Annotated in this window: 14 protein-coding genes and 5 tRNA genes; 11 read left to right on the top strand and 8 right to left on the bottom strand. The window is 62.2% G+C overall.

The window, feature by feature from the left end:
- Positions 1-273 precede the first annotated feature (273 nt).
- On the bottom strand, positions 274-2,649 hold the full coding sequence (ppsA, locus tag Q5Z11_RS11440) for a phosphoenolpyruvate synthase (RefSeq protein ID WP_303746537.1): 2,376 nt from the start codon (positions 2,647-2,649) through the stop codon (positions 274-276).
- A gap of 197 nt (positions 2,650-2,846) precedes the next feature.
- On the opposite strand from ppsA, the gene ppsR reads away from it, so the two are divergent.
- The 3 genes from ppsR to Q5Z11_RS11425 all read left to right on the top strand — a co-directional run bounded on the left by ppsR (position 2,847) and on the right by Q5Z11_RS11425 (position 4,901).
- Positions 2,847-3,668: a posphoenolpyruvate synthetase regulatory kinase/phosphorylase PpsR gene (gene ppsR / locus Q5Z11_RS11435; RefSeq protein WP_303746536.1), complete on the top strand. Its 822-nt coding sequence runs from the start codon at positions 2,847-2,849 to the stop codon at positions 3,666-3,668.
- A 183-nt stretch (positions 3,669-3,851) separates the two neighbouring features.
- Positions 3,852-4,358, top strand: coding sequence for a DUF1249 domain-containing protein (locus tag Q5Z11_RS11430; RefSeq protein ID WP_303746535.1), 507 nt, complete (start codon positions 3,852-3,854; stop codon positions 4,356-4,358).
- A gap of 54 nt (positions 4,359-4,412) precedes the next feature.
- The gene (locus tag Q5Z11_RS11425; RefSeq protein WP_303746534.1) at positions 4,413-4,901 is read left to right on the top strand and encodes an NUDIX hydrolase; all 489 of its coding nucleotides are present in this window, start codon (positions 4,413-4,415) and stop codon (positions 4,899-4,901) included.
- Between the two features lie 4 nt (positions 4,902-4,905).
- Here the strand turns inward: Q5Z11_RS11425 and Q5Z11_RS11420 are convergent, their stop codons facing one another.
- Positions 4,906-5,556 (bottom strand): class I SAM-dependent methyltransferase, encoded by a 651-nt coding sequence (locus Q5Z11_RS11420; RefSeq protein WP_303746533.1) that lies wholly within the window; start codon positions 5,554-5,556, stop codon positions 4,906-4,908.
- 168 nt (positions 5,557-5,724) lie between these two features.
- Here Q5Z11_RS11420 and Q5Z11_RS11415 point away from each other — a divergent pair, with 168 nt between their 5' ends.
- The 7 genes from Q5Z11_RS11415 (at position 5,725) to Q5Z11_RS11385 (ending at position 12,293) form a co-directional block, all read left to right on the top strand.
- Positions 5,725-6,339, top strand: a complete 615-nt coding sequence (locus Q5Z11_RS11415; protein WP_303746532.1) for a CDP-alcohol phosphatidyltransferase family protein — start codon at positions 5,725-5,727, stop codon at positions 6,337-6,339.
- Between the two features lie 54 nt (positions 6,340-6,393).
- Positions 6,394-7,533 (top strand): class III poly(R)-hydroxyalkanoic acid synthase subunit PhaE, encoded by a 1,140-nt coding sequence (gene phaE, locus Q5Z11_RS11410; RefSeq protein ID WP_303746531.1) that lies wholly within the window; start codon positions 6,394-6,396, stop codon positions 7,531-7,533.
- Complete coding sequence (gene phaC / locus Q5Z11_RS11405) at positions 7,530-8,597, top strand: class III poly(R)-hydroxyalkanoic acid synthase subunit PhaC (RefSeq protein WP_303746530.1); 1,068 nt, start codon at positions 7,530-7,532, stop codon at positions 8,595-8,597. The genes phaE and phaC overlap by 4 nt, the downstream gene beginning before the upstream one ends.
- Positions 8,594-8,971 carry a YfeK family protein gene (locus Q5Z11_RS11400; protein WP_303746529.1) on the top strand — a complete coding sequence of 126 codons (378 nt, stop codon included), beginning with the start codon at positions 8,594-8,596 and terminating at the stop codon, positions 8,969-8,971. The genes phaC and Q5Z11_RS11400 overlap by 4 nt, the downstream gene beginning before the upstream one ends.
- 45 nt (positions 8,972-9,016) lie before the next feature.
- Positions 9,017-9,463, top strand: a complete 447-nt coding sequence (locus Q5Z11_RS11395) for a hypothetical protein (RefSeq protein ID WP_303746528.1) — start codon at positions 9,017-9,019, stop codon at positions 9,461-9,463.
- A gap of 127 nt (positions 9,464-9,590) precedes the next feature.
- Positions 9,591-9,806, top strand: a complete 216-nt coding sequence (locus Q5Z11_RS11390) for a hypothetical protein (RefSeq protein ID WP_303746527.1) — start codon at positions 9,591-9,593, stop codon at positions 9,804-9,806.
- Between the two features lie 114 nt (positions 9,807-9,920).
- Complete coding sequence (locus tag Q5Z11_RS11385; RefSeq protein WP_303750019.1) at positions 9,921-12,293, top strand: Tex family protein; 2,373 nt, start codon at positions 9,921-9,923, stop codon at positions 12,291-12,293.
- 148 nt (positions 12,294-12,441) lie between these two features.
- Here Q5Z11_RS11385 and Q5Z11_RS11380 read toward each other — a convergent pair whose 3' ends face one another.
- Entirely contained in the window at positions 12,442-12,810 is a 369-nt protein-coding gene (locus tag Q5Z11_RS11380; RefSeq protein WP_303746526.1) for a response regulator, read from the bottom strand.
- A gap of 122 nt (positions 12,811-12,932) precedes the next feature.
- On the opposite strand from Q5Z11_RS11380, the gene Q5Z11_RS11375 reads away from it, so the two are divergent.
- Positions 12,933-13,019: transfer RNA gene (locus tag Q5Z11_RS11375), tRNA-Leu, on the top strand.
- A 450-nt stretch (positions 13,020-13,469) separates the two neighbouring features.
- On the opposite strand, the gene Q5Z11_RS11370 is transcribed toward Q5Z11_RS11375, so the two are convergent.
- The 5 genes from Q5Z11_RS11370 to Q5Z11_RS11350 form a co-directional block, all read right to left on the bottom strand.
- Positions 13,470-13,745, bottom strand: a complete 276-nt coding sequence (locus Q5Z11_RS11370) for a hypothetical protein (protein ID WP_303746525.1) — start codon at positions 13,743-13,745, stop codon at positions 13,470-13,472.
- A gap of 180 nt (positions 13,746-13,925) precedes the next feature.
- Positions 13,926-14,001: transfer RNA gene (locus Q5Z11_RS11365), tRNA-Glu, on the bottom strand.
- Positions 14,002-14,052: 51 nt separating this feature from the next.
- Positions 14,053-14,128: transfer RNA gene (locus tag Q5Z11_RS11360), tRNA-Ala, on the bottom strand.
- A 134-nt stretch (positions 14,129-14,262) separates the two neighbouring features.
- Positions 14,263-14,338, bottom strand: a tRNA-Glu gene (locus Q5Z11_RS11355).
- 51 nt (positions 14,339-14,389) lie between these two features.
- Positions 14,390-14,465 (bottom strand) — tRNA-Ala (locus Q5Z11_RS11350).
- Positions 14,466-14,778 lie beyond the last annotated feature (313 nt).

The raw sequence follows: 14,778 nt of genomic DNA, 5'->3' as shown, positions 1-14,778 counted from the left end.
GCGTCAGCCGCGAAGCTGGAAATGCTGAAATCACCAACACACCTGCGACCTGGCTGAACCGTGGCTTCGCGGCTTACGCCGCTCCTACAGCTGCGCTCCCTCCCTTTGGCGCAGCCAAGGGGAGGGTTGGGGAGGGGTTGGCTTTTGATGCCTGCAGGTACTGCCAGCTTCGCGGCTTACGCCGCTCCCACAATCATCTGAAGCTGTCGCCACCTCGCAGACAAACAAAACCCCGCCAAGGCGGGGTTTTGTTTTCATGCATCAATCGCTGGATCAGCTATTGGCTTTCAGCTTGGCCAGGCGCAGCCAGGTGTCGACCACGGTGTCCGGGTTCAGCGACACCGACTCGATGCCTTCCTGCATCAGCCATTCGGCCAGATCCGGGTGATCGGACGGGCCCTGGCCGCAGATGCCGACGTACTTGCCCTTGGCGCGTGCGCTCTTGATCGCCATCGACAGCAGCTTCTTGACCGCAAGATTACGCTCGTCGAACAGGTGCGCGACGATCGAGGAATCGCGGTCCAGGCCCAGGGTCAGCTGGGTCAGGTCGTTGGAGCCGATCGAGAAGCCGTCGAAGATTTCCAGGAATTCATCGGCCAGCAGTGCGTTGGACGGCACTTCGCACATCATGATGATCTTCAGGCCGTTCTCGCCCTGCTTCAGGCCATTGGCGGCGAGCACGTCCACCACCTTGCGGCCTTCTTCCAGGGTGCGAACAAACGGGATCATCACCCATAGGTTCTCCAGGCCCATTTCGTTGCGCACGCGCAACACGGCCTGGCATTCCAGCGCGAAGGCCTTGGAGAAGCTCGGATCGACATAACGGCTGGCGCCGCGGAAGCCGATCATCGGGTTCTCTTCGTGCGGCTCGTAGTTGTTGCCGCCGATCAGGTTGGCGTACTCGTTGGACTTGAAGTCCGACAGGCGCACGATCACCGGGTTCGGTGCGACCGAGGCGGTCAGGGTGGCGATGCCCTCGGCCAGACGGTCCACATAGAAGCTCACCGGATCCTTGTAGCCGGCAATCTTCTCGTCGATCTTTTTCTTGGTGGCAGCGTCCTGGCGGTCGTACTCCAGCAGCGCATTCGGGTGGATGCCGATGTGGCTGGCGATGATCATTTCCAGGCGGGCCAGGCCGATTCCGGCATTCGGCAGCTGGCCGAAGTCGAAGGCACGTTCCGGGTTGGCCACGTTCATCATGATCTTCAACGGTGCCGGCGGCATGTTGCCCAGATCGGTAGTGCTGCGGTCGAAGGCCAGCTTGCCGGCGTAGATGAAGCCGGTGTCGCCTTCGGCGCAGCTGACGGTCACTTCCTGGCCGTCCTGGATCAGCTGGGTCGCATTGCCCGAGCCGACCACGGCCGGCACGCCAAGCTCACGCGCGATGATCGCGGCGTGGCAGGTGCGGCCACCACGGTTGGTGACGATGGCCGAAGCGCGCTTCATCACCGGCTCCCAATCGGGGTCGGTCATGTCGGCAATCAGCACGTCGCCCGGCTGCACGCGGGCCATGTCGTCCAGCGACTTGACCACGCGGGCGACGCCAGCGCCGATCTTGGCGCCAACGGCACGGCCTTCGGCAATGACTTCACCCTTTTCCTGCAGCGCGTAGCGCTCGATCTGGGTGGCCTTGGCGCGCGACTTCACGGTTTCCGGGCGCGCCTGGACGATGAACAGCTTGCCGCTGACGCCGTCCTTGGCCCACTCGATATCCATCGGGCGGCCGTAATGCTTTTCGATGACCAGCGCCTGCTTGGACAGTTCCTGCACGTCCTCATCGCTGATCGAGAAGGTGTTGCGCACCTCGACCGGGGTGTCTTCGATCTTGACGCGCTCGCCCGGGACGTCCGAATAGACCATGCGGATGGCCTTGGAGCCCAGCGAGCGGCGCAGGATCGCCGGCTTGCCAGCATGCAGGCTGGGCTTGTAGACGTAGAACTCGTCCGGGTTGACCGCGCCCTGTACGACCATTTCGCCCAGGCCGACCGAGGAGGTGACGAACACCACGTCGCGGAAGCCGGATTCGGTGTCCAGGGTGAACAGCACGCCGGAAGAACCCACGCCCGAGCGCACCATCAGCTGCACGCCGGCGGACAGGAACACGTCTTCGTGCTTGAAGCCGTGGTGCACGCGGTAGGCGATGGCACGGTCGTTGTACAGCGAGGCGAACACTTCCTTGACCTTGTGCACGACGTCGTCGGCACCGGTCACGTTGAGGAAGGTTTCCTGCTGGCCGGCGAACGAGGCGTCCGGCAGATCTTCGGCGGTGGCCGAGGAGCGCACGGCAACGGCGATGTCACCGCCGCCATTCTCGGCGCTCAGCTTGGCGTAGGCATCGCGGATGTCCTTGTCCAGCTGCGGCTGCAGCGGGGCGTCGATCACCCAGCCGCGGATTTCCTTGCCGGCAACGGTCAGTGCAGCGACATCTTCCACGTCCAGCGTGGCCAGCTTGTCGAAAATGCGCTTGGACAGGTCGTTATGGGCGATGAAGTCCTTGAACGCTTCGGAGGTGGTTGCGTAACCACCGGGGACGGACACCCCCAGACCGGCTAGATTGCCGATCATCTCCCCGAGCGAGGAGTTCTTGCCACCTACGCGGGCCAGATCGGCCAAGCGCAGCTCATGCAACCACAGGATATTCTCGTTCAAGCGCGATGCTCCGTTGAGGCCATCGCCCGTGGCGGGCTTGGGATGGCCACGTCCGTAGGAAGAAGCCAATATGATGCAGTGCACACCGAAGCCGCACAAGCTTGTGACAATACTTTGTCTTGTGCTTGTCTTTTTGGGGACAGGCTAGGCCATCACGCTTGACCCGTGGTCAGGATCACACTCTGAAGGAAGCTTTCATGACGGCAATCCGGCCGGTTTTCTATGTTTCTGACGGCACCGGCATCACCGCCGAGACCGTTGGCCACAGTCTGTTGACCCAGTTCAATGGCTTCAGTTTCGTTACTGATCGCATGTCGTTCGTGGACGATGCCGACAAGGCGCACGACGCGGCGGCGCGTATCCGAGCCGCCGGCGAGCGCTACCAGGTGCGTCCGATCGTGATCAGTTCCTGCGTGGATTCCAGTTTGGGGATGATTCTGGAAGAGAGCGGGGCGCTGGTTCTGGATGTCTTCGCCCCATTCATCGGGCCATTGGAGCAGGAGCTGAGTTCCGCGCGGCACTCCAAGGTGGGGCAGGCGCACGGCATGGTGGACTTCGATACCTACCACCGCCGGATCAATGCGATGAATTTCGCGCTGAGCCACGACGATGGCATCGCGGTGAACTATGACGAGGCCGACGTGGTGCTGGTGGCGGTGTCGCGCGCCGGCAAGACCCCGACCTGCATCTACCTGGCACTGCATTACGGCATCCGCGCGGCCAACTACCCCTTGACCGAGGAAGACCTGGAGCAGGATCGCCTGCCGCCGCGTCTGCGCGCGTACCGCAACAAGCTGTTCGGCTTGACCATCGACCCGGAACGCCTGCAGCAGATCCGCCAGGAGCGGCGCCCGAATTCGCGCTATGCCAGTTTCGAGACCTGTAAGCGCGAGGTCGCCGCGGCCGAGACCATGTTCCGCATGGAGCGCATCCCGACTTTGAGCACCACCCACACCTCGATCGAGGAGATCTCCAGCAAGGTGCTGAGCACCTTGAGCCTGCAGCGGGAGATGTTCTAAGCCAAAGGGCGCTTGAAAAACCAACGGTAGTGCCGAGCCATGCTCGGCAGAGGCTCTACCGGTAACGCCCCTGCCGAGCATGGCTCGGCACTACAGGTGGGTTCCTGGGTAATGCCTCTGCCGAGCATGGCTCGGCACTACTGGTGATGCCACTTGCATGCCCTGACGTGTAGGATCGGCTCCATGGCAGGCGCACTTTCCCGCATCGATCGCATCCCCAGGCTCAGCCGGCTCGGCTGGCTGATGGGCTTGTATGCGGAGAATCATGATCATTTGATGCGGCTGTTCGCGCCGGATCGTCTGCATGTCGGCAGTCACCTTTCAAGCGTCGGCGATGGCCTGGACGTGCGCCTGGATGTGATCGAATGCCACCGCTATACGGTGGAGCTGCGTCTGACCTACGACCTTTGCGATCCGGTCACCGGCGAGCCGGATCCCTCCGCGTTCGTGCGTCTGTACCGCGATGCACGCCAGGCCGAAACCACGCATTGCTACGTGGGCCGGCGCTGGCAGGACGTGATGGGTATGTATCCGCCGCCGGAAGCGCTGATCAGCCACCGCATGCGCATGAATACCTTCCTTGGGAAATGGCTGGAATATCTGGCCGAGCGCGGCCACAGCGTTGCCACGCTGCGCCGTGTCGACGAGACTGTCGTGCCAATGCGACGCATGGATGTGCTGCCGAGCTGAGGCGCGGCGTGCGCATCGGGCATACTGCACGCCCCTCTGGTTCCGGTTGTCGCTATGCCGTACACCCCGATTATGGCCACGCTCGGCTACGTACTGTCCGCCGACGGCAGCAAGGCCTTGATGATCCACCGCAATACCCGTCCCGGTGACATGCACCTGGGCAAGTACAACGGGCTGGGCGGCAAGATGGAAGCCGACGAGGACATCCTCGCCTGCATGCATCGCGAGATTCGCGAAGAGGCGGGCATCGAGTGCGGCACGACGCGCCTGCGCGGCAGCATCAGCTGGCCTGGCTTCGGCAAGAACGGCGAGGACTGGTTCGCCTTCATCTTCGTCATTGATGACTTCACCGGCACGCCGATGGAAGTGAATCGCGAAGGCACTCTGGAATGGGTGGCGGTGGACCAGTTGGAGTCGCTGCCGTTGTGGGAGGGCGACCGCCATTTCCTGCCGCTGGTGTTCGATGCGGACCCGCGCCCGTTCCACGGCGTGATGCCGTACCGCGACGGACGCATGCAGTCCTGGAGCTACACCCGCCTGTAAGCGCTCATTCGCGTTGTGCCAGCAGGATGTGGAAGTGCTTCTGCACCTGCCGGCCGTCGTTGCTGATGCCCGTCTCCTGATGGCTGTGCCATGCCGGGCGAGCAAACTGCCCGGTCGAGTGCAGGGCATGTTCGAAGTCTTCGCGCGTGTACAGATGGAAGTCGTGGGCGCTGAAGGCCAGCGTTCGCATGAACGCCGGGTCGCCGAACGCCAGGCACAGCCTGCCGCCCGGACGCAGCACGCGTGCCAGTTCGCCCAGCACCGGCGGCAATGACGGCCAGAAGTAGCTGATGTTGACTGCCAGCACGGCGTCGACGCAGGCATCTTCCAGCGCAAGTGCATTGGCGTCGCCCAGCTGCAGTGCCGCGCGTTCTGCCAATCCCGCATCAGCAAGCCTGGCATTGCCTGCCCGCACCATTTCCGGCGACAGCTCGATGCCGAGATAGCGACTGCCCGGTGCTTTCAGCAGCAAGGGAGCGAAGGCGGCATTGCCGGGGCCGATCTCCAGTACGTGCTCACCGGGCAGTACTGCCAGCAAGCTGATCGCGGCTTTGTTGAGCTCGCCGTTGCTGCGGTTCATCGAGTCAGCGACCGCCAGTGCGGCATCGCCATGGGGCTGCCGCAACTGCGCGGCCAGGGTGGGGGTGTCCAGCATCGTCTGCGTCCAGGTGTGTGGTTGGGACGTGGCGATGGCTGGGTCCTGCAGCGACCTTAGCGATCCAAGCGATATTTGGGAACCTCATTTCGTGCGTCGCGGCGCGGGTACTGTCCACTGTTCAGGTGCTCGCGGTACCCTGTTGCGGTCCATGCACCGCGAGTTCCCATGAAACGCCATTTCTCGATGCTCCGTGAGTTCCAGCTTGCCGATTGGTTCACCCTCGGCAACGCCTTCTGCGGCACCGGTGCGGTGTTCGCGGCGATGCGCTTCCTGCAGGATGGCGAACGCGGCTTCCTGATGTTCGGCATGGCCTTGATCCCGCTGGCCTTCATCTTCGATGCGCTGGATGGGCGCGTTGCCCGTTGGCGGCAGTCCTCGTCCACCTTGGGGCGCGAGCTGGATTCGCTGGCCGACGTCATTTCCTTTGGTGTGGCGCCGGCGGCACTTGCGTATGCCTGCGGTATGCAGGGCGGCTGGGACTGGCTTATCCTGAGCTACTTCGTCTGCTGCGGTGTCAGCCGACTGGCCCGTTACAACGTCACTGCCGAGGAGATCGCCGGTGAGTCGGACAAGGTGCCGTATTTCGAAGGCACGCCGATCCCCACCAGCCTGGCGCTGGTCATCGTCCTGGCCCTGGCGGCCCACTTCAGTGCGATTGGTCCGGCGCTGTGGGGCGGCAGCTGGCAGCTGGGGCCGTGGCAGTTGCATCCGTTGGTGCTGCTGTTCGCGCTGTCCGGCTCGTTGATGATCAGCAAGACGCTGCGTATTCCCAAGCCCTGACGCCGGTAGCCCGGTCGCATTGCTATCATCACCGGGCATCCCGGGAGCAAGGCAATGGCGGCAGGCAACAACGACAACACGGATTTCGAGGCCAGCATGCGCGGCTACTGGGAGGCGTGGTCACAGACCATGCAAGGTACCGGTGCGGCGGCGGGCGGCGATTTCCCCTGGCGTGAAAGCATTGCCCAGTGGACCCGCTTGGTCAGCACCGACACGCCTCCGGAAGTACAGGCGCTGGGCGCGCGTTTCCAGCATCAGGCCGGCGATTGGTTGGGCATGATGCAGCAGGTGGCCGCGCGCTTTGCCGGCAAAGACACCTCGGCGTCGGAAGTGGCCGGCGCATGGCGCGAAGCGGTGCAGGCGGGGCAGGGTGATGACCTGCTGCAGTGGATGCTGGGCGCCGCACGCGGCGGCAACGCACTGAACGACCAGCCTTGGCTGCGCGAGTTCGCCAAGGCGGCACAAAGCGGCTTCGGCGGCGGCGACTGGTTGAACGCACCGGCATTTGGCCCGGCCCGTGAGCACCAGGCACGCTGGCAGGCCTTGCTGAAGATCCAGCAGGAATACCAGGCGCGCGCCGAAGCTTATGTGGACACCATTCGCGCGGTTCTGGACGACGCATTCAAGCGTTTCGAGGCCAAGCTGGCCGAGCACGAAGTGCCCGGCAGCCAGCTGACCAGCGCCCGTGCGATGTTCGATCTATGGATCGATGCCGCTGAGGAAGCCTACGCAAAGGTAGCCCTCTCCGAAGACTTCCAACGCATCTATGGGGAGTTGGCCAACGCCCAGATGCGGCTGCGCGCAGCCTCGCAGAGCGAGCTGGAGCGCGCCTGCGATGCGATGGGCGTGCCCACCCGCACTGAAATGGATGCCGCGCATCGGCGCATCGCCGAGCTTGAGCGGCAGGTACGGCGTTTGATTGCTGCTACTCAGCAGGCGAGCCCGGCAGCGCAGGGCGCAGCAGCGGGCAAGGCGGCAACGCCTTCGCAGCCCAAGCCCGCTGTCAAGCCGGTGAAACCTGTGCCAAAACAGGCAGTGACAAAGGTGTCGAAAGCAGTCGTCAAGAAGTCTGCCGGGAAATCCGCGCAGAAGCCTGCAGCCAAGAAGGTTGTAGCAAAGAAAGTGGCGGCGAAGAAAACCGCTGCCGCCGCCAAGCCGAAAGCAGCACCGGCCCGCCGCAGGAGCAGCAAATGAAGGGCCCGCTTGGTTTTGGCAATGACGACCTGTTGCAGGAAACCCTGCAATGGCAGCGTAAGCTTGTCGATGGCTTGAAGCTGCTGCCCGGCGTTGAAGACGTGGACTATGGCGTCACCGAGCGCCAGGAAGTGTGGAGCGACGGCAAGGTCAAGTTGTATCGCTTCGTCAGCGATCAGGCCGATGCCAGCAAGCCGCCCTTGCTGATTGTCTACGCCTTGGTCAACCGGCCTTACATGGTTGACCTGCAGGACGGGCGCTCGCTGGTGCAGAAGCTGCTGGCGCTTGGCCAGGACGTCTACGTGCTGGACTGGGGCTACCCGGACCGCTCCGAGCGCTTCCTTACCCTGGAAGACTATCTGCTGCGTTACATCGACGGCGCGGTCGACCACCTGCGTGCGCAGCGTGATAATGCACCGGTCAACCTGCTTGGCATCTGCCAGGGCGGTGTTTTTGCGCTGTGCTACAGCGCGCTGCGCCCGCACAAAGTGCAGAACCTGATCAGCATGGTGACGCCGGTGGACTTCCACACTGCGGACAACATGCTCTCGCATTGGGCGCGGCATGTGGACGTGGATCTGTTCGTCGACACCCTGGGCAACATCCCGGCTGATCTGATGAACGCCAGTTACCTGATGCTCAAGCCATTCCGCTTGAACGTGCAGAAATACGTGGGCTTGATGGACATCCTCGACGACAAGCAAGCCCTCGAGGACTTCCTGCGGATGGAAAAGTGGATCTTCGATTCACCGGATCTGGCGGGCGAAACGTTCCGCGAGTTCGTCAAACAGTTCTATCAAGGCAATGGCCTGATGAATGGCAGCATCCGCATCGGCGACGAGGTGGTGGATCTGGCCAAGGTGCAGATGCCGATCTTGAACATCTATGCCGAGCAGGACCATCTGGTTCCGCCGTCCGCATCCAAGGCGATGCAGGCGCAGGTTGGCAGCACCGATTACACCGAGCTGGGTTTTCGCGGTGGCCACATCGGCATCTATGTGTCGGGGCGCGCCCAGCGCGAAGTGCCTGGCGCCATCAATGATTGGTTGGGTGAGCGAGTATGAAGAAGCTGGTTCGTAATTTGCTGATGGCCGCAAGTTTGGCACTGGTGGCACTGCCTGCAGCTGCCGCTCCCAATGCGGCAACACAGCATGAGATCAGTGGCTTGATGCAGGCGCTGGAAACCTCCGGCTGCCGTTTTCAGCGCAATGGCACCTGGTACGACGCAGTGGCTGCGCGCGGCCATTTGCAGCGCAAATACGATTACCTGCTCAAGCGCGACATGGTCGACAGCAGCGAGCAGTTCATCGATCGTGCCGCCAGCCGCAGCAGCATGAGTGGCAAGGCGTACAAGGTCTCCTGCAGCGGCGCGCAGGAGCAGGACGCCTCGGCGTGGTTCCTGCAGCAACTGCGTCGCCTGCGTGCGCCGGCTGGCTGAGGTGAGCTGGCCGGTCACCAGAACCAGGCAGCGGGTCTGAGCCTCATGCAGCTCGCGATGGCTCCGGTGTGGCTGCGCATTCTGGGTGGAATCTGGACCTCGCCCAATACCTTGATCGGTCTGATCGGCGGCGCACTGGGCGCGCTTGCCGGGGCCCGTCCCTATTGGAGCAGCAAGGAATCTGCCCTGGTGTTCCGGCGTTGGCCTTGGGGGCCAGGCGGTGCGATCACCTTCGGTATGGTGATCCTGCACACCGGCGATGATCTGGACGGTTTGTGCCTGACCTACGAGCACCGCGCCGGTCGTTGCGTACAGCCGCGCGTGCGCCTCGGCGATCACGAGCGCGCGCATGTTTTCCAGTACCTGGTGTTGGGCCCGTTTTTCCTGCCGGTCTACCTGTTGTGCGGAGGCGTAAGCGTGCGTAACCCATTCGAGCGTGCGGCAGACTATTACGCCATGCACGGCCGTGGTTGGTGGCCTGCGCGGCACTGAAAGCGGCTGTCGTCGATGTTGCTGCAATGAACGCTGACATCAAACGACAACCTTTTATGTACATCTCTGTAACGTATCCCCACGTATCGTTGCACCTGTTACAGATCCAACAGGAGCACGAACCACCATGGCAATTGTTCTTTATATCGGTGGCAGCAAGGATGGCGATAAGGGTGTGTTGCCCTACGGCTTCAGCAAAACCCGCGCAGATACCGAGCATGGCCCGGAAATTTACGTCGAACGGATGATGCCAGTGACCGGCAGGGGCTCGATGCGCGTAATGGTGCTGGAAGACCTGCGTGACGATGTCGCCAGCCAACGGCTGTACAAGCATCTGGCCTGAGTATTCAGCTATACGCGCCGGGCAACAGGTCCGGCGCGTGCTGTCAACGGCTTTCCCCGGCGCCCGCGCATTGCCAGAATGGTAGCTCCCGTCACCGTGGCTACCGCACCGGCAATGCAAGACATCAAGCTCGCGCAGCAGATCGCGCAGACAATCGCCGACGAGATCGGCGCACAGGCCGCTCAAACCAAGGCAGCCATCGCGCTGCTTGATGAGGGCGCCAGCGTTCCGTTCATCGCCCGCTACCGCAAGGAAGTGACCGGCGGCCTGGACGACACCCAACTGCGTAATCTTGAGAGTCGTCTTACCTATCTGCGTGAGCTCGAGGATCGCCGCAAGGCAGTCCTGTCCAGCATTGACGAACAGGGCAAGCTCAGCGACGCCTTGCGCGAGCAGATCATGGGCGCGGATACCAAGTCGCGGCTGGAAGATCTGTACCTGCCTTACAAGCAGAAGCGTCGCACGCGTGCGCAGATCGCGCGCGAAGCAGGGCTGGAGCCGCTGGCCGACGGTCTGCTCGGCGATCCGATGTTGGACCCGCAGGTCTTTGCTGCTGGGTTTGTCGATGCCGAAAAGGGTGTCGCCGATACCAAGGCTGCACTGGAGGGCGCGCGCGCCATCCTGATGGAGCGTTGGGGCGAAGACGCCGCGTTGGTTGGTGAGTTGCGCAGCTGGTTGGCTGGCAACGGCATCATCCGTGCGCGGGTAGCTGAAGGCAAAGAAGCCGAAGGCGCCAAATACCGCGATTACTTCGAGCATGCCGAAGCGTTGGCAAAGATTCCCTCGCACCGTTTGCTGGCCTTGTTCCGCGCGCGTCGCGAGGAATTCCTGTTCCTTGAGTTGGACCCGGGCAGCGATGTTGAAGCCGGGCACCAGTATGCGGAAGGCCGCGTTGCGTTCAACGCGGGCATCGCAAACAAGGAGCGCCCGGCCGATCGCTGGCTGCTGGATGCCTGCCGCCTGACCTGGCGCGCCAAGCTGCATATGCACCTGCTGCTGGACTTGTTCAATCAGGCGCGCGAGAAAGCCGAGGCCGAGGCGATCACGGTGTTCGGCGATAACCTGAAAGATCTGATGCTGGCAGCGCCGGCTGGGCCGAAGGCAGTACTGGGGCTGGATCCGGGCATCCGTACCGGTTGCAAAATCGCCGTGGTCGATGCGACCGGCAAGCTGCTGGCCACCGATACGGTGTATCCGCACGAACCGCGCCGGCAGTGGGAGCAGTCGCTGCAGACGATCAAACAGCTGTGCATCAAGCACAACGTCGAGCTGATCGCGATTGGCAACGGCACCGCCAGCCGCGAGACCGACAAGCTGGCCGGTGAGGCAATCGCTGCCTGCGGCAATTCCAAACTGCAGAAAGTGGTGGTCAGCGAAGCCGGCGCCTCGGTGTATTCCGCGTCTGAGTTTGCTGCCAAGGAATTCCCGGAGTTGGATGTGTCGCTGCGCGGGGCGGTCTCGATTGCGCGGCGCCTGCAGGATCCCTTGGCCGAACTGGTCAAGATCGAGCCCAAGGCCATAGGCGTGGGCCAATACCAGCATGATGTCGACCAGTTCCGCCTGGCCAAGGCCCTGGACGCGCGGGTCGAGGACTGCGTCAACGCGGTTGGCGTCTTCGTCAACACGGCATCTGCAGCGTTGTTGACCCGCGTTTCGGGTCTGTCTGCGACGGTGGCCGAGAACATCGTTCGTCACCGCGACGAGAACGGCCCGTTCAAGCGCCGCAAGGATCTGTTGAAGGTGTCGCGCCTGGGCGACAAGACCTTTGAGCAATGCGCTGGCTTCCTGCGGATCGCCGATGGCGACGAGCCGCTGGACGCCTCCGCGGTTCACCCGGAAGCGTATCCGGTGGTCGAGCGCATCGTCGCTGCCGCGGCAAAGCCGATCAAGGCGCTATTGGGTGATGGCAGTTACCTGCGCAGTCTGAAGGCCGAGCAGTTCACCGACGACAAGTTCGGTGTGCCGACCGTGCGCGACATCCTCAAGGAAATGGAGAAGCCAGGCCGCGATCCACGCCCCGAGTTCAAGGCCGCGCGTTTTGCCGAGGGCGTCGAGGACATCAAGGATCTGCGCGAAGGCATGATTCTGGAAGGCGTTGTCAGCAACGTCGCCGCGTTTGGTGCCTTCGTCGATATCGGTGTGCACCAGGATGGCCTGATCCACATCTCGGCCTTGTCCGATACCTTCGTCAAAGACCCGCGCGACGTGGTCAAGGCGGGCGATATCGTCAAGGTCAAAGTGCTGGAGGTGGATGTGGCGCGCAAGCGCATCGCGTTGACCCGGCGTCTGGAAGATACGCCCGCGCCCGCCAGGAAGCCCGAGCGTGATGAGCGCAATGCGGGGCAGGGGCGTGGCCCGGGTGCTGGACGTGATGGTGGCCAGCGTCCGCGCAATCCGGGCAATGGCGGTGGCCGGCCGGCAGTGTCTGCTGCGCCGGCGAACAATGCACTGGCCGATGCGTTCGCAAGGGCAAAGCGCGGCAGCTGAGTAGGAGTCGCCGCTCTTGTAGGAGCGGCGTAAGCCGCGAAGCTGACGGTGCTGGAGCGCAGGAATTCAAGGCGACCTGTAGCAGCATCTGCTTCGCGGCTCACGCCGCTCCTACAGGGCAACTTGCTCTACGCACTCATGAGCTTGCTCAGGCCGGAGCAAGTGCGCGACGCAGTGCCTGGCTGAGATCACTGCCGGTATAGGGCTTGGAAAGCTTTACGCCGGCATCGAACACCGCTGGAAGCTGGTTGATTTCCATGCCGGTAGCAACCAGGAATGGAATGCCACGCTGCCTCAGACATTCGGCAACCGGGCTGCTGTTCTCATTGCATGCCAGCCAATAGTCCAGGAAAACCAGTTGTGGCTGCAGCTCGTCGATCATCTGCAGGGCAGCGCTGACCGAGGCGGCAACACCGCCAACCTGCATGCCTTCCATCTCCAGCTGCATCTGCAGCAGCATGGCATTCAACTCGTCGTTCTCCACGACCAGCACTCTCGTGCCTTCGAGCGAGCCCATCGTTTGCCCCTGTATCCGGATCGGGTGAAGTATAGCCAGTCGCCGAAACAGGCATTACAGAAATATTTTTGGCTGGGACCTGCCCAAGCGCGCAAAGCTCCGCTATAATTCCGCTCCTGCCAGCCGAAGTGGCGGAATCGGTAGACGCAGCGGATTCAAAATCCGCCGCCCTTAAAAGCGTGGGGGTTCGAGTCCCCCCTTCGGCACCAGAGAAAACAGGCACCCATCGGTGCCTTTTTCTTTGCCTGAAATTTGGCAGGCAGTTCCAATTGCGACGTGCAGTCCAGTAGTGCCGAGCCATGCTCGGCAGGGGCGTTCCCGCCCATACGATGATCTGCACGATGGATGTCGGAGCGGTGTAAGCCGCGAAGCCAGTAATACCTGGGCATCGCATTGCCACCTGCTGGATCTGTGGCTTCGCGGCTTACGCCGCTCCTACAAAACCAAGCGCAGCAACACGCTTGCTCGGGCCTGTAGTGCCGAGCCATGCTCGGCAGGGGCGTGCCCGGCGATGCCTTAATCTCCCGCATCGATGTGAGAGCCGAGTAAGCCGCGAAGCTGGCGATATTGGGAACAACCGAGTGTCGTGCTGCCGCCTTCTGGATCCGTGGCTTCGCGGCTTACGCCGCTCCCACAAAGGTATGCAGCTGCTCGCGGGCTTAGTTCTGTACGCGGTTTCGCTGCAGGGCGCCGCCCTTGGCGCCCAGTAGGAACAATAGAATCCCGGCGCCGAGAATCGACCAATGCTGCATGCGGTCACCGCTGGTGATGTAAACCGTGCGATCCGATCCTTTTACCTTGAACTCAATGATCTCGCCTTTGCTCGGGTCGGGCGCTTGCGAGCGTTCGGCAAAGAGGTAGTTGGCGTGTAGCGTGGTCCCTGCGAACGCCAGAAGTGCCCCGGCCAACAAGATGGCGAGTGCTTTCATGTTCATTGGTTGATCCTTGCTGTTGCCCGCGCCCAAATAGCGCTCAAGTATGCTGGCGCGGGATGCTGGCTGTCGATGAAGGACTCGCTGGCGGTTGGGTGCTGTGTTCGGCCTGGGCGGGCAGGGCAGCACCGCTGTAAATCGCAGGCAAGAAAAAAGCTTCGATCGCTCGAAGCTTTTTAGAAATGGCGTCCCCACGGGGATTCGAACCCCGGTCGCCACCGTGAAAGGGTGATGTCCTAGGCCTCTAGACGATGGGGACGCGTATTCTTCAAATCTCAAGTTGTAGATTCAGGCGGCCTAAGGCCTGAATTGGTGGAGCCAAGCGGGATCGAACCGCTGACCTCCTGCATGCCATGCAGGCGCTCTCCCAGCTGAGCTATGGCCCCACGTTGTTGCTAGCCCGCTATTATAGCGGTCTTTTATCGAATTGGAAGCTTTTTCTTCTTCCGTGCAATTTCTTGGGAGGATTGCTTCGATAAAAAAAGACCCGATACGGCTGGGTCCGTTTGTACCTGATGAATGGCGTCCCCACGGGGATTCGAACCCCGGTCGCCACCGTGAAAGGGTGATGTCCTAGGCCTCTAGACGATGGGGACGCGTTATACTCATCAAATTGTCGACAATCCAAACGGCCTAATGTTCGGATTTGGTGGAGCCAAGCGGGATCGAACCGCTGACCTCCTGCATGCCATGCAGGCGCTCTCCCAGCTGAGCTATGGCCCCGGTGAAACGTTGTTACGTCGTTGCCGAGAAAGAAATAATAGCGGGGCTTCATATTTCCCGCAAGCGATTTGTGAAGAAATTTCTTCATCCAATGAGACGGGGCTGAAAAAGACGCAATCCGCCGTCTGGGTACGGTGGAGGCCCGGACTGGATGCGACGTCCGGTGCAGCACGCGCCGAGGAGGTGTGCTGCGACATGCAGCGGCGAAGTCCGACGCCAATACGCTCTGATCGCGGACATCCAGCACTCCAGGCGTTTGGCACCTTGTAGACCATAAAGGTAAACAGGGACGGTGCCTTGAGAAGCTTGCTTC

It is taken from the genome of Stenotrophomonas sp. 610A2, assembly GCF_030549615.1.
GTDB classification, from domain to species: Bacteria; Pseudomonadota; Gammaproteobacteria; order Xanthomonadales; family Xanthomonadaceae; genus Stenotrophomonas; species Stenotrophomonas pigmentata.
The sequence above is the reverse complement of the archived record's forward strand: the minus strand, read 5'-3'. Positions and strand labels throughout refer to the sequence as shown.

Bases quoted from the DNA above. Each gene is read 5' to 3' on its own strand.
- Q5Z11_RS11390 (WP_303746527.1), top strand. From the start codon at position 9,591: ATGGCAATTGTTCTTTATATCGGTGGCAGCAAGGATGGCGATAAGGGT.
- ppsR (WP_303746536.1), top strand. From the start codon at position 2,847: ATGACGGCAATCCGGCCGGTTTTCTATGTTTCTGACGGCACCGGCATC.
- phaE (WP_303746531.1), top strand. From the start codon at position 6,394: ATGGCGGCAGGCAACAACGACAACACGGATTTCGAGGCCAGCATGCGC.
- Q5Z11_RS11425 (WP_303746534.1), top strand. From the start codon at position 4,413: ATGCCGTACACCCCGATTATGGCCACGCTCGGCTACGTACTGTCCGCC.
- Q5Z11_RS11385 (WP_303750019.1), top strand. From the start codon at position 9,921: ATGCAAGACATCAAGCTCGCGCAGCAGATCGCGCAGACAATCGCCGAC.
- Q5Z11_RS11420 (WP_303746533.1), bottom strand. From the start codon at position 5,556: ATGCTGGACACCCCCACCCTGGCCGCGCAGTTGCGGCAGCCCCATGGC.
- Q5Z11_RS11380 (WP_303746526.1), bottom strand. From the start codon at position 12,810: ATGGGCTCGCTCGAAGGCACGAGAGTGCTGGTCGTGGAGAACGACGAG.
- Q5Z11_RS11430 (WP_303746535.1), top strand. From the start codon at position 3,852: ATGGCAGGCGCACTTTCCCGCATCGATCGCATCCCCAGGCTCAGCCGG.
- Q5Z11_RS11395 (WP_303746528.1), top strand. From the start codon at position 9,017: ATGCAGCTCGCGATGGCTCCGGTGTGGCTGCGCATTCTGGGTGGAATC.
- Q5Z11_RS11400 (WP_303746529.1), top strand. From the start codon at position 8,594: ATGAAGAAGCTGGTTCGTAATTTGCTGATGGCCGCAAGTTTGGCACTG.
- Q5Z11_RS11370 (WP_303746525.1), bottom strand. From the start codon at position 13,745: ATGAACATGAAAGCACTCGCCATCTTGTTGGCCGGGGCACTTCTGGCG.
- phaC (WP_303746530.1), top strand. From the start codon at position 7,530: ATGAAGGGCCCGCTTGGTTTTGGCAATGACGACCTGTTGCAGGAAACC.
- Q5Z11_RS11415 (WP_303746532.1), top strand. From the start codon at position 5,725: ATGAAACGCCATTTCTCGATGCTCCGTGAGTTCCAGCTTGCCGATTGG.